Raw genomic sequence first — 14500 nt, forward strand, 5'->3', positions numbered from 1 at the left:
GTAAAAATGAGGACAGGGAAGCCTTTTTATTTTGTCCAAATAGCCACTATTCTGGCAAAAAGACGGACTATCAGACCAATAAACAGAAAAAGACAAACATCAAGCGAGATGTTTGTCTTCATTCTGAAATCTACCGTCAGGTAGATTTTTTTTATCGTCGTTTAGTTTATCTTTTATTACATCGTTAACTCACCTTGCCTAACTCCAGTTATGTCTGCGGCTCGTTGCCTAGTACTAAAAGTAAACTAAAAGACTATATCAAAAAGTCAAAAAAGGTCAAATAAAACTATTGACTTTTACTGACCAATGGTGTAGAATAAGATTACGTAAGGTAAATAGCCTTACGAATTCTTTGAACAAAAGGTCAGTTTAGGTCAAATGAGAACGGTTTGACTGACTTATTGACTAAATGGTCAGTAAAAGACAAACTTCTAAGGAGGTTGGGATGAAAGACAGGATTATACCCTATTAGCGTCATTTAGTTTATCTTTTATTACTGCGTTAACTCGCTTTGCCGTACTTCAGTACTGCCTTCAGCTCGTTGCCTAGTACTAAAAGCAAACTAAAAGACTATATCAATTTTTTTAAAACAAAGGTCAGTAAAAGTCAAAAGCAAATAAAACTTAAACGAGGTAAAAACGATGAACAACAATTTCAATAACTTTAACAATATGGACGACATTTTCAATCAACTCATGGGCAACATGGGTGGCTACAGCACAGAACGTCGCCGTTATTCTATCAATGGGCGTGAAGTGACACCGGAGGAATTTGCCATTTACCGTCAGACTGGTCGCCTGCCACAGACAGAAGAAGTGGCTCAAACACAGGCTAAAGGTCAGATAAAGTCAGATGGGATTCTTGCAAAACTTGGTCGCAATTTGACCCAAGATGCGCGTGAAGGTAAGTTGGATCCAGTCATTGGACGAAACAAGGAAATCCAAGAAACCTCTGAAATCCTAGCTCGCCGTACGAAAAATAATCCTGTTCTGGTCGGTGATGCTGGTGTCGGAAAGACAGCGGTAGTAGAAGGATTGGCTCAAGCCATTGTCAATGGTGATGTGCCAGCAGCCATTAAGAACAAGGAAATCATCTCCATCGACATTTCAGGCTTGGAAGCTGGGACCCAGTACCGCGGAGCTTTTGAGGAAAATGTGCAAAATCTTGTGGATGAAGTCAAAAAAGCAGGAAATATCATTCTCTTCTTTGATGAAATTCATCAGATTTTGGGAGCTGGTAGCACTGGTGGGGACTCAGGTTCCAAGGGCTTAGCGGATATTCTAAAACCAGCTTTATCCCGTGGGGAATTGACGGTTATCGGTGCCACTACGCAGGACGAATACCGCAATACCATTCACAAGAACGCCGCTCTGGCTCGTCGTTTCAATGAAGTCAAGGTTAATGCTCCGTCCGCAGAAGACACCTACCAGATTTTGAAAGGGATTAAGCCACTTTATGAAGCCCACCACAATATTGAATTGCCAGATGAGGTTTTGAGAGCTGCGGTTGATTATTCCGTCCAATATATTCCACAACGTAGCTTGCCTGATAAGGCTATTGACCTAGTCGATGTGACCGCTGCACATTTGGCTGCACAACATCCTGTGACAGATATTCAGACCTTAGAAGCAGAAATGGCTGAGGCAAAACAGTTGCAGTTGGAAGCAGCTGAAAAAGAGGATTATGAAAAAGCCTTGAATGAAAAAGTCCGTATTGATAAGCTACAAAAACAGATTGATAATCATACGGAGCAACAGAAAGTGGTGGCGACCGTTAATGATGTGGCTCAGGCGGTTGAGCGGATGACAGGAATTCCAGTCTCTCAAATGGGAGCTTCTGACATTGAACGACTCAAGGAATTGAAAAATCGTCTGGCAGCTAACGTTATCGGTCAAGACGATGCGGTGGAAGCTGTATCTCGTGCCATTCGTCGGAATCGTGCAGGTTTTGATGACGGCAACCGTCCGATTGGTTCCTTCCTCTTTGTCGGTCCGACAGGTGTGGGTAAGACAGAGCTGGCTAAGCAACTAGCACTAGACTTGTTTGGTAACAAGGATGCCATTATTCGTTTGGATATGTCTGAATACAGCGATCGGACAGCCGTTTCCAAATTAATCGGTACCACAGCTGGCTACATTGGCTACGATGACAATTCCCATACTCTTACCGAGCGCGTCCGCCGCAATCCGTACTCCATTGTTCTCTTGGATGAGATTGAAAAGGCAGACCCACAAGTGATTACCCTTCTCTTGCAAGTGCTAGATGACGGGCATTTGACTGATGGGCAGGGCAACCAAGTTAACTTTAAAAATACCATTATTATCGCGACTTCTAATGCTGGTTTTGGTTATGGAATGGCAGAAGGTGAAGAAAATCAAGACATCATGGACCGCATCGCACCATTCTTCCGTCCGGAGTTCCTTAATCGTTTTAACGCAGTTATCGAATTCAAGCACTTGGATAAAGATGATCTCAAAGCCATTGTAGAATTACTCTTGGCCCAGGTCAATAATACCCTGGCGAAGAAAGGCATCCAATTAATGGTAACGGAAGCTGCCAAAGAATTCTTGATGGAAGAAGGCTATGACAAGGCCATGGGAGCCCGTCCTCTGCGCCGTGTGATTGAAAATCAGATCCGAGACAAGGTAACAGATTACTATTTGGATCATGTTGATGTCAAATATCTGGAAGCGGATGTGGTTGATGGAAGCATCCAAATAAAAGAGCAAAGCTTTGCTTAAAAATAGTGAAGAATTTGAAAAATCGGATAGAAATATCTGATTTTTCTTTTTTGTTATTCGCTAACAAATGCTATAAAATAGGCATTCTAGAGCACATTAAAACTTTTTTTATAAAATCCTTGACAAGTGCAAACGTTTGCGTTAAACTATATTCGTAACCGACAGAAAGGAAAACGTTTTTATGACAAATCGTACCAGTGGAATTTTGATGCATATTACCTCACTTCCAGGTAAGTTTGGTATTGGTACTTTTGGACAGTCTGCCTATGATTTTGTAGATTTCTTGGTGGAAACCAAGCAAACCTACTGGCAGATTTTACCACTAACAACTACAAGCTATGGAGATTCTCCTTACCAGTCTTTCTCTGCTATTGCAGGAAATACACACTTGATAGACTTTGACCTCTTGGTTGAAGATGGCTTATTGGCAACAGAAGATTTCCAAGATGTAAATTTTGGAGATAATCCTGAAAAAGTAGACTATGCTCTTATCTATCAAGTTCGCCGACCAATTTTGGAGAAGGCAGTTCAAGCATTTTTACAAGATGATAAGAAGAAAGCTGCTTTTCTAGAGTTTGAAAAGGCTAACTCATCTTGGCTGACAGATTATGCGGAGTTCATGGCTATCAAGGAATACTTTGGTAATAAAGCTCTCCAAGAATGGGAAGATAAAAAAGTTGTAGCTCGCAACGAGGAAGCTCTTGATAAGTACCGCTTAGAATTGGCAAATCAAATCGACTACTACAAAGTCACACAGTATTTCTTCTTCAGCCAATGGAAACAATTGAAAGAATATGCCAACAAACACCACATCAAAATCATCGGAGACATGCCAATCTATGTTTCTGCTGATAGCGTTGAAGTGTGGACAAAACCCCAACTATTCAAATTGGACAGTGAACGCAAGCCGCTTTATGTAGCAGGTGTACCAGCTGATAACTTCTCGGCAGATGGTCAATTATGGGGAAATCCTATTTACGATTGGCCAGAACATGAAAAAACAGGCTATAACTGGTGGATTTATCGTATCCATGAAAGTTTCAAACTTTATGATGTCCTTCGGATTGACCATTTCAAAGGTTTCTCAGACTTCTGGCAAGTTGATGGTAAGGCAGAAGTAGCTAAGGTTGGTACCTGGGAACCAGGTCCTGGCTACAATCTCTTCAAGGCTGTCAAAGAAACACTTGGAGACCTTCCAATCATTGCAGAAGACCTTGGAAACATTGACGCTAAAGCTCGCAAATTGCTTGCGGATTGTGGCTATCCAGGCATGAAAATCTTAGAATTTGGTTTCTTTGATGTAACAGGTAAGAGTATCGATGCTCCACACCGTTGCATTCCAAATTCAGTTGCCTACACTGGAACTCACGATAATGAGGTTGTCAATGGCTGGTACAACAATCTTGATCCAGAACAACAAGAATACGTGGACGCCTACAGCAACCGTAAGCCGATTGAAAAAGTTAGCCAAGCTATGCTCCGTATGCTGTTTGCAACAGTGAGTGATACAGCTATTGCAACCATGCAAGACGTCCTAGACTTGGGTGAAGAAAGTCGAATGAATATGCCGTCAACTATCGGTGGAAACTGGGAATGGCGCATGAAAGCTGAAGACTTGACCCAAGAACGCAAAGACTTCTTGACAAAAATGACATTACTATACCAACGAGGAAATGAAAACCATGACTAAATTTACAACATTTGCAGAAACAAATACTTCGAAGAAATTAGCTGATTTAACAAACGAAGAAATCTATCTTCAATTGTTAAACTACGTAAAAGAAGCTGCAGCTACAAAACCAAAAAACACAGGAAAACGTAAAGTTTACTATATCTCAGCTGAGTTCCTTATCGGTAAACTCTTGTCAAACAACTTGATTAACTTGGGTGTGTACAAAGACGTTCAAGCAGAATTGGCAGCAGCTGGTAAATCATTGGCTCAAGTTGAAGATGTTGAACCAGAACCATCACTTGGTAACGGTGGTTTGGGACGTCTGGCTTCATGTTTCGTTGATTCTATGTCAACACTTGCTATCAACGGTGAAGGTGTTGGTCTGAACTACCACTGTGGTCTTTTCCGCCAAGTATTTAAGAAAAATGAGCAAGAAGCAGAGCCAAACTTCTGGATTGAAAATGATTCTTGGTTGATTCCAACAACTATCAGCTATGATGTTCCATTCAAAAACTTCACTTTGAAATCAAAATTGGATCGTCTTGATATTCTTGGCTATAAAAAAGAGACTAAGAACTACCTCAATTTGTTTGATATTGAGTCAGTAAACTATGACTTGATTACAGACGGTATTTCATTTGACAAGACTGATATTAAAGAAAACTTGACACTCTTCTTGTACCCAGATGATTCTGATAAGAATGGTGAATTGCTCCGTATCTACCAACAATATTTCATGGTATCAAATGCGGCTCAACTTTTGATTGATGAAGCAATTGAGCGCGGTTCAAACTTGCATGACTTGGCTGATTACGCTTATGTGCAAATCAACGATACTCACCCATCAATGGTGATTCCTGAGTTGATTCGTCTTTTGACTGAAAAACATGGCATTGAATTTGCGGAAGCAGTTGCCATCGTTAAGAATATGACTGGTTACACAAACCACACTATCTTGGCGGAAGCGCTTGAAAAATGGCCACTTGAGTTCCTTGAAGAAGTGGTGCCGCACTTGGTTGATATTATCAAAGAATTGGATGCCCTTATTCGTGCAGAAATTAAAGACCCCGCAGTCCAAATCATTGATGAATCAGGTCGTGTACACATGGCTCACATGGATATCCACTTCTCTAACTCAGTGAACGGTGTAGCTGCGCTTCACACAGAAATCCTCAAAAACTCTGAATTGAAAGCTTTCTACGAGCTTTACCCAGAAAAATTCAACAATAAAACAAACGGTATCACTTTCCGCCGTTGGTTGGAATTTGCCAACCAAGACCTCGCTGACTACATCAAAGAATTGATTGGCGATGAGTACTTGACAGATGCTACTAAACTTGAAAAATTGCTTGCCTTTGCTGATGACAAGGAAGTTCATGCTAAGTTGGCAGAAATCAAATTCAATAATAAATTGGCTTTGAAACGTTACCTTAAAGACAACAAAGGTATCGAACTGGATGAAAATTCTATTATTGATACACAAATCAAACGTTTCCACGAGTACAAACGCCAACAAATGAATGCTTTGTATGTTATCCATAAATACCTTGAAATCAAGAATGGTAACCTTCCAAAACGTAAAATCACTGTTATCTTCGGTGGTAAAGCAGCTCCAGCTTATATTATCGCTCAAGACATCATTCACTTGATTCTTTGCTTGTCAGAGTTGATCAATAATGATCCAGAAGTAAATAAATACCTCAATGTTCACTTGGTAGAAAACTACAATGTGACAGTTGCTGAGAAACTCATCCCTGCAACAGATATTTCAGAACAAATCTCATTGGCTTCTAAAGAAGCGTCAGGTACTGGTAACATGAAATTCATGTTGAACGGTGCATTGACACTTGGTACCATGGACGGTGCCAACGTTGAGATTGCTGAGTTGGCTGGTATGGACAACATCTATACATTTGGTAAAGATTCAGATACCATCATCGATTTGTACGATAAGGCTGGATATGTATCTGCTGACTACTACAATGGCGATGCTAATATCAAACGTGCAGTCGACTTTATCGTTAGCGACGAAGTGAAGGCACTTGGTAACGAGGAACGTCTTGCACGCTTGCACCATGAATTGATTTCGAAAGACTGGTTCATGACCTTGATTGACTTAGCTGAATACATCGAAGTAAAAGAACAAGTCTTTGCAGATTACGAAGATCAAGATTCATGGAACAAGAAAGTTGTTCACAACATTGCCAAAGCTGGATTCTTCTCATCTGACCGTACCATTGAACAGTACAATCAAGACATCTGGCACAGTAACTAATTGAATTCCAACAATTAGTAGGAAAGTTGATTGAACCACTCCAAAACTTATCAGATCAATTCTTCCTATGTGTTGAAGAATAAAAACCGACCAGTTTTTACCATTATTGGTGCTCTCCTTAGTATATAAATGCAAAGAATGTCTCCGAAAAAGCGGAGACATTCTTTTTATAACTATAAAATTCTAGAAGTTTTATATACTTGGTCGAAAAAATCGAAAGTTTCCTTTTAGCGTTTCGCCATTGAGACAAAGCTTACCTTATCAGGCCGATAGCTAATGGTTCCATACTGGAAAGCTTGACCATTTGAAAGATAGGTGATACTAGTGACCACGACGACCATGTCATAGTCCCTTAAGTCCATCAATTGTTTTTCTTCTTCGTTTGCAAAACGGAAGGAGATTTCACGTCTGGAATGAGAAATTGTTAAATGGAGTTCTTCTTCTAAGTAGCGGTAAATAGAGCTTTCGGCAATTTCTTTACTGAGATATGGAACGACCCTACGGTCGAAATAGGAAATGTCATATTCCAACCGCTCACCGTCAATTGTCCGTACCCGACTCACTCGATAGAAATCTACCTTATCATCAACTTCGAAAGTTGACATTAAATCTTCTTGGCCTTGAATAATATAAAGCGAAGTAAGCTGGGTCTGAATTTGGTGCTGTGATCTTTTGTTCAATTCGCCCGCTGTTTTAATTTCAGAAAGATATTGGTCCTTCATTAGACCATGTTCGATAACAATAGAAGATTTCCCCTGTTTCTTTTGAATATAACCATCCATTTCAAGAAGAGATAGTGCTTTGCGAATGGTGTCCTTGGAGTAGGAGTACACTTCCATTAATTCATTTTCTGTCGGTAGGGCCTGTCCAGTTGACCAAACCTGCTCTTCGATTTTTTTCTTAATATCTTGATAAACTTTTTTATACTTACTCATAGTTTCCTGTCTTTCTACCCATTAGTGTATCATAAAAGAGCCAGAAAGGGGCAATACATCTATTTTATTTAGTATAACACACAGCTTTTACGTAAAAGTTTAAAATATTACGGAAAAGCTATTGACTAATGCAAACGTTTACGTTATACTATTCCTATAAAAGAAAACGGTTACGCATTTTCAGAGAGAGGGGGAGCAATGAAATTACTAACAATTAATGTCCATGCCTGGTTAGAAGAAAGGCAGGATGAAAAACTAGATGTTTTAGCCCAAACAATAGCTGAAAAGGCTTATGATGTCATCGCTCTTCAAGAAGTCAATCAGCTCATAACTGCTGATTTGGTAACGAAAGACTTGAAGGCGGATAATTATGGCTTGATTTTATTAGAAAAATTAAGAGCCTTGGGACAATTTGACTATTCATATTATTGGAGCAACTCACATATCGGCTACGATAAGTACGAAGAAGGGATTGCCTTTCTTACCAAGTTGCCAGTTTATGAAGTGGATCCATTTTATTGTAGTCAGAATAAATCTGTTGATTCCATCCTATCACGAAAAATTATGGGCTTGACGGTCTTCTATCAAGACCAGTTGATCGACCTGTATTCTTGTCACATCAATCTTCCAGGGAGTGAAGAGGAAGACCAGCTTGATAACATTCGTACGATTGTGGAACGGACTGGCAATAGACGTTTTAAGATTCTCATGGGAGATTTTAATACCGATGCCTTCTCAGATCGAGAGGCCTACGAAGCGATTACAGAGCTTGGACTTTATGATTCATACAATCTAGCGATGGAAAAAGACCAGGGGATTACGGTTGAAAAGGCTATCGATGGCTGGGCTGGTCACAGTCAGGAAAAACGATTGGATTACATTTTCTTAAATCAGAAAAAGGAAGTTTTATCCAGCTTAGTGATTTTCAATGGAGAGAATCGTCCGATTATTTCAGACCATTTTGGTGTGGAAGTTGAAATTAATGTATAAAATGGCACAGAGCCAAAAAATAAAGGAGAAAAAATGAAAAAATTTCTTAGTTTCGAATTTTGGCAAAAATTCGGTAAGTGTTTAATGGTCGTGATTGCAGTTATGCCTGCAGCAGGTCTTATGGTTTCTATCGGAAACTCTATTCCGTTAATCAGCCCAGAATCAGAACTCTTGATTCGTATTGGGAATATTATCGCCCAAATCGGTTGGGGGATTATCGGAAACCTTCACTTGCTCTTTGCCTTGGCTATCGGTGGTAGCTGGGCTAAGGAAAAAGCTGGCGGTGCTTTCTCGGCAGGTCTTGCTTTTATCTTGATTAACTTGATTACAGGTCACTTCTTTGGTGTGACGACTGACATGCTTGCAGATGCAGCAGCAACCGTAACCACTGTTTTTGGAACAGAGATTCCAGTTTCAGGCTACTTCGTCAATATCTTGGGTCAACCTGCTCTGAACATGGGTGTCTTCGTTGGTATCATCGCTGGTTTTGTAGGGGCAACAACCTATAACAAATACTACAATTACCGCAAATTACCTGATGTTTTGACCTTCTTTAACGGTAAACGCTTCGTACCATTTGTGGTTATCTATCGCTCAGTTCTTGTAGCGCTAGGATTAGCTATCTTTTGGCCGGTTGTTCAAACAGGAATCAACAGCTTTGGTAAATGGATTGCAAGCTCACAGGATACAGCACCAATTCTTGCACCTTTTGTTTATGGTACCTTGGAACGTTTGCTTCTTCCATTCGGTCTTCACCACATGTTGACCATTCCAATGAACTATACGTCACTTGGTGGTACCTATGACATCTTGACAGGTGCACAAGCAGGTACACAAGTATTTGGACAAGATCCACTCTGGTTGGCTTGGATTACAGACTTGATCAACCTCAAAGATGCTGGTGATATGGCTCAGTACAATGACCTTCTTGCAAACATTACTCCAGCCCGTTTCAAAGTTGGTCAAATGATTGGTTCATCAGGGATTTTGATGGGATTGACTTACGCTATGTACCGCAATGTGGATGAAGATAAAAAACATAAGTACAAAGGTATGTTTATTTCTTCAGCACTTGCAGTATTCTTGACAGGTGTAACAGAACCAATTGAGTTTATGTTCATGTTTGCAGCAATGCCACTCTATGTCGTTTATGCTTTTGTACAAGGTGCGGCTTTTGCCATGGCTGACGTTGTCAACTTGCGTATGCACTCATTTGGTAATATCGAATTCCTTACACGTACACCGATGGCGATCAAAGCTGGTATCGGTATGGATGTTATTAACTTCATCTGGGTAACAGCCCTCTTTGCGGTTGGTATGTACTTCATTGCCAACTTTATGATTAAGAAATTCAACCTAGCAACAGCTGGACGCAATGGTAACTATGATACAGAAACAACGGATGTGGTTTCAAACTCAAACGTAGATACTGCGGATGCCAATTCACAAGTAGTTCAAATCATCAACTTGCTTGGTGGTCGTGATAATATCGCAGATGTGGATGCTTGTATGACTCGCCTTCGCGTTAGTGTTAAAGATGTGGCACAGGTTGGAGATGAAAATGCTTGGAAACAGGCTGGTGCTATGGGCTTGATTATCAAAGACTCAGGTGTTCAAGCAGTCTATGGACCAAAAGCAGATGTTCTCAAATCAGACATTCAAGACTTGCTAGAATCTGGCGTAGCTATTCCTCGTACGGAAATTGTTGCGACAGAAGAAGTTGCTCCTGAGACTCAGTTCAAAGGTGTGACGGAGACAGTTTACTCTGTCGCTGAAGGGCAAGCTATTGCCATTACAGAAGTAAAAGACCCAGTCTTCTCACAAAAAATGATGGGCGACGGTTATGCAGTTGAGCCTAGCTCCGGCAATGTCTACGCACCGGTTTCAGGGATTGTAACCAGTGTCTTCCCAACCAAACACGCTGTCGGTATTTTGTCTGACAAGGGTGTAGAAGTCTTGGTGCACGTCGGCCTAGACACGGTTGCGCTAAACGGTGCTCCATTCTCGGCTAAGGTAACAGATGGTCAACGCGTTGAAGCAGGGGACTTGCTCCTTGGCGCAGACCTTGAAGCCATTCGCTCAGCAGGACGTGAAACAACCATCGTCGTTGCCTTCACCAACACAGCAGAAATCAAATCAGTCAGCCTTGAAAATCTTGGACAAGTCAGTCAAGATAGCCAAGTTGCCAAAGTAGAGTTGTAAAAAGTAAAAAAAGATTGAAAAGATGATTGCAGTCAATTCTTTTCAATCTTTTTCTTTTGGATAGTATGCCATCAGTATTTTTCTAATTTCTTCGCTTCTTTTTTACCTTTTTCAGCGATATGGAGGAAATAAATAGACCAAGCAAGGAAAAATAACGGAATGATGCCACTTCTAAACAATGCGAATGGGGTTTCAAAGAGAAAACCAAACCAAAAACTGGTACCAGTCCGTTCCCATAGTCCTGGAGTTAGGTACCAGGATTTAGGATTCCAAAGTGTGTATCCATTTTGGAGTCCAACTTGGTAATGGATAAAAAATAAAGTCAGAAATAATCCGAAATAGGAGTAGGCATAATTTTGGTAGCGTGAATAGAATGCTTTTTTCGATTCGGTATCAGAAAAAATTTCAGTGCTTGAAGCTTCGATTGTTTGTTGAAAATAATGGATGCCACATCTACGACTACCTTGTATAGGTTGCCAACCACAGTCTTCAAATAGAGAGAGGTAATTTGAATATTCTCCTTTTGCAATATGTTCATGAAAATCAAGGCGTACGGGATGAGGGGGTCGACTACATTTTTCAAAATGATAGGCTGCTGTCCACGGAGTTACTTTGACAAGCTGATAACCTTCGGATTGAATCGAATTAATCCAATGTTCTTCCTCTTGTAAACTGGTGAATAATTTGTGTCTTATCATGGCTTCCTCCTTAAAAACCTAATTCTTTGGCAATATGATGTAGTTTTTGAATACGCTGTGTTTCCAGTTTAATAATCTCTTGTCCCGTTGCTGTTACTTGATAGACTTTTCTTCTTTTATCGGAACTTGGAACAGAACAAATCCATTTTAGTTTCAAAAGATTCTCAATCGCTCCATACATGGTTCCTGCAGCGATTTTCACATCACCATCACTCATATCTTCTACTTTTTGCATGATATGGTAGCCATGGGCAGGTTCTAAGAGGGCTAATAGAATATAGTAGGTTGTCTCCGTTAAGGGGAGATGCTTGTTCCTTTTCATTTGGCTTCTCCTATGTAGTTCAAATGTATAGTTGTACTATATATTATATATCGGGAAACTATACATGTCAACTGTATAGTGAAGAAGATTTTAAAAATCTTCTCAATCCTTGCCATTTATGGTATAATAAAGCGATTTTATAAAATGTAGGAGGTTCCCCATGGGACGTAAATGGGCCAATATTGTAGCCAAGAAAACCGCAAAAGACGGTGCTAACTCAAAAGTTTACGCCAAATTTGGTGTTGAAATCTATGTAGCAGCGAAAAAGGGTGACCCAGATCCAGAAACAAACTCAGCGCTGAAATTTGTTATCGACCGTGCTAAGCAAGCGCAGGTTCCAAAACACATCATTGACAAGGCCATTGACAAGGCAAAAGGAAACACAGACGAAACTTTCGTAGAAGGTCGTTACGAAGGCTTTGGACCAAATGGTTCTATGATTATTGTTGATACTTTGACATCAAACGTAAACCGTACGGCAGCTAATGTGCGCTCTGCTTTTGGTAAAAACGGCGGTAACATGGGTGCATCTGGTTCTGTATCATTCATGTTTGATAAAAAAGGTGTGGTTGTCTTTGCAGGTGATGATGCAGACGCCATCTTCGAATTGCTCCTTGAAGCAGATGTCGAAGTGGATGACGTAGAAGCAGAAGACGGCACAATCACTGTCTATACAGCTCCAACTGATTTGCACAAGGCAATCGTGGCACTTAAAGAATCAGGAATCCAAGAGTTCAACGTCACTGAACTTGAAATGATCCCACAATCAGAAGTATCACTTGAAGGCGATGACCTCGCAACATTTGAAAAACTCTACGATGCCCTCGAAGACGACGAAGACGTCCAAAAAATCTACACGAATGTAGATGGGTTTTAATATAAAAAAGTGCTAGTAGCACTTTTTTTATATTAAAAGGTTGGAGATTGAAATCGTCGGCAGACGATTCTCATTGTACGTGGGACGTCCTAGAAGGTTGGAGATTGGAACTGCCGTTAGGCAGTTTTCTTTGTATCCAATTGCTCAAAGACGATAGTTGGTTGGAACTAGAGAAGTGGGGATATTTTAGCTTAAGTTTGAAGAAGGTACGATGGAAAAATTTGCGGAGTTTTCGGTGGCTGATAGTAGAGTGCTTGACAGATGAGGTATAAGGAAAAACTATAGCCAGGCTTTGGAAATATCTATTTGAATGGTCACAGGTTTTCTGTTATCATAGAACGGTAATAAGATTAGGAGAATGTATGTCAAATAATTTACTTGTTTTACAATCAGATTTTGGTTTAGTTGATGGTGCAGTTTCAGCGATGATTGGTGTTGCTCTCCAAGAATCGAGAGATTTAGTTGTTCACCATCTAACTCATGATATTACTCCGTACAATATTTTTGAGGGTTCTTATCGCCTCTTTCAAACGGTCGAATACTGGCCGGAGGGAACAACATTTGTTTCGGTTGTCGACCCAGGAGTTGGTTCAAAACGTAAGAGTGTAGTAGCTTTGACCGAACAAAATCACTACATTGTAACGCCAGATAATGGGACGCTATCCTTCATCAAAAAATATGTGGGAATAAAGGCGGTTCGAGAAATTTCAGAGGTGGCCAATCGCCGTGCCAATACAGAACATTCGTACACCTTCCATGGTCGAGATGTTTATGCCTATACGGGAGCTAAATTGGCTTCTGGACACATTAGCTTTGAAGAAGTTGGTCCAGAATTAAGCGTGGATAAGATTGTGGAAATTCCAACAGTCCCAACGGAAGTTGGTTCGGACTATGTAAAAGGTGCAATTGATATTCTGGATGTTCGATTCGGCTCGCTTTGGACCTCGATTACGAGGGAAGAATTTTACACCTTGCAACCGCAGTTTGAAGATCGCTTTGAAGTGACCATATACAATAACGACATGCTTGTGTATCAAAACCAAGTAACCTATGGCAAGTCCTTTGCGGATGTACGTATCGGACAGCCATTGATTTATATCAATTCCCTCTATCGTGTAGGTGTTGCGATTAATCAGGGCTCATTTGCCAAGGCTTATAATGTCGGTGTAGGTCAAAACTGGCATATTGAAATTAAACGTATTAGTAATTAAAGAAATTTTAGGAGATAGTTATGAAAAATAATTCAATCAAAACAGTCGTTGCTACTGGTATCGGCGCAGCCCTCTTTGTGGTTATTGGTCATTTAATCAATATTCCAACCTTTGTCCCAAATACTTCTATCCAGCTTCAATACGCTGTTCAATCGCTATTGGCAGTTGTATTTGGTCCTGTGGTTGGCTTCTTGGTCGGTTTCATTGGGCACACGCTTAAGGATTCGTTGACTTACGGTCCATGGTGGTCATGGATTTTGGCATCAGGGGTCTTTGGTTTGGTTGTTGGTCTTACCAAAAAACGTCTGCGTATTCAAGAAGGGATTTTTGAAGGGAAGGATATTCTTTTCTTTAACCTTGTTCAGATTGCGGCGAATGTGCTTGCTTGGGGAGTCATTGCCCCAGTTTTAGATATTCTTATCTATAGTGAGGCGGCGAATAAGGTCTTTGCACAGGGACTTGTAGCAGGTATTGCAAACAGTATTACAGTTGCTATTGCAGGGACACTCCTTTTGGTTGTTTATGCAAAATCTCAAACGAAGACAGGTAGTTTGTCTAAAGATTAAGTTTTTATTTT

At 40.4% G+C, this 14500-nt stretch carries 12 protein-coding genes; 9 read left to right on the forward strand and 3 right to left on the reverse strand.

Features of this window, described 5'->3' with window-relative positions; genetic code table 11:
• From ODU37_RS07290 to glgP, 4 genes are all read left to right on the forward strand, one after another.
• A partial coding sequence (locus tag ODU37_RS07290) for a hypothetical protein (RefSeq protein ID WP_398580448.1) occupies positions 1 to 188 on the forward strand: 188 nt, incomplete at its 5' end.
• Between the two features lie 453 nt (positions 189 to 641).
• Complete coding sequence (locus ODU37_RS07295; RefSeq protein WP_249562476.1) at positions 642 to 2741, forward strand: AAA family ATPase; 2100 nt, start codon at positions 642 to 644, stop codon at positions 2739 to 2741.
• A gap of 181 nt (positions 2742 to 2922) precedes the next feature.
• Positions 2923 to 4431 (forward strand): 4-alpha-glucanotransferase, encoded by a 1509-nt coding sequence (malQ, locus tag ODU37_RS07300; protein WP_011922661.1) that lies wholly within the window; start codon positions 2923 to 2925, stop codon positions 4429 to 4431.
• Positions 4424 to 6688, forward strand: a complete 2265-nt coding sequence (gene glgP / locus ODU37_RS07305) for a glycogen/starch/alpha-glucan family phosphorylase (protein ID WP_105121089.1) — start codon at positions 4424 to 4426, stop codon at positions 6686 to 6688. Before malQ ends, glgP begins: the two co-directional genes overlap by 8 nt.
• Positions 6689 to 6915: 227 nt before the next feature.
• Here glgP and ODU37_RS07310 read toward each other — a convergent pair whose 3' ends face one another.
• Positions 6916 to 7623 (reverse strand): UTRA domain-containing protein, encoded by a 708-nt coding sequence (locus ODU37_RS07310; protein ID WP_105243440.1) that lies wholly within the window; start codon positions 7621 to 7623, stop codon positions 6916 to 6918.
• Positions 7624 to 7821: 198 nt separating this feature from the next.
• Between ODU37_RS07310 and ODU37_RS07315 the strand changes: the two genes are divergently transcribed.
• Together ODU37_RS07315 and ODU37_RS07320 are read left to right on the forward strand one after the other, a co-directional pair.
• Entirely contained in the window at positions 7822 to 8613 is a 792-nt protein-coding gene (locus ODU37_RS07315; protein ID WP_014637507.1) for an endonuclease/exonuclease/phosphatase family protein, read from the forward strand.
• Positions 8614 to 8646: 33 nt separating this feature from the next.
• Positions 8647 to 10815: a PTS transporter subunit IIBC gene (locus ODU37_RS07320; RefSeq protein ID WP_105159156.1), complete on the forward strand. Its 2169-nt coding sequence runs from the start codon at positions 8647 to 8649 to the stop codon at positions 10813 to 10815.
• 71 nt (positions 10816 to 10886) lie between these two features.
• Here ODU37_RS07320 and ODU37_RS07325 read toward each other — a convergent pair whose 3' ends face one another.
• Positions 10887 to 11513 (reverse strand): DUF2812 domain-containing protein, encoded by a 627-nt coding sequence (locus ODU37_RS07325; RefSeq protein ID WP_024379995.1) that lies wholly within the window; start codon positions 11511 to 11513, stop codon positions 10887 to 10889.
• Positions 11514 to 11523: 10 nt separating this feature from the next.
• Positions 11524 to 11835 carry a PadR family transcriptional regulator gene (locus ODU37_RS07330; RefSeq protein WP_004194196.1) on the reverse strand — a complete coding sequence of 104 codons (312 nt, stop codon included), beginning with the start codon at positions 11833 to 11835 and terminating at the stop codon, positions 11524 to 11526.
• A 160-nt stretch (positions 11836 to 11995) separates the two neighbouring features.
• Here ODU37_RS07330 and ODU37_RS07335 point away from each other — a divergent pair, with 160 nt between their 5' ends.
• From ODU37_RS07335 to ODU37_RS07345, 3 genes are all read left to right on the forward strand, one after another.
• Positions 11996 to 12712, forward strand: coding sequence for a YebC/PmpR family DNA-binding transcriptional regulator (locus tag ODU37_RS07335; protein WP_004194195.1), 717 nt, complete (start codon positions 11996 to 11998; stop codon positions 12710 to 12712).
• A 362-nt stretch (positions 12713 to 13074) separates the two neighbouring features.
• Positions 13075 to 13923, forward strand: coding sequence for an S-adenosyl-l-methionine hydroxide adenosyltransferase family protein (locus tag ODU37_RS07340; RefSeq protein ID WP_004194192.1), 849 nt, complete (start codon positions 13075 to 13077; stop codon positions 13921 to 13923).
• 20 nt (positions 13924 to 13943) lie between these two features.
• Positions 13944 to 14489, forward strand: coding sequence for an ECF-type riboflavin transporter substrate-binding protein (locus ODU37_RS07345; RefSeq protein ID WP_024400119.1), 546 nt, complete (start codon positions 13944 to 13946; stop codon positions 14487 to 14489).
• The last annotated feature ends 11 nt before the right edge of the window (positions 14490 to 14500 follow it).

This window comes from Streptococcus sp. 2021WUSS109 (assembly GCF_044427305.1).
GTDB classification, from domain to species: Bacteria; Bacillota; Bacilli; order Lactobacillales; family Streptococcaceae; genus Streptococcus; species Streptococcus suis.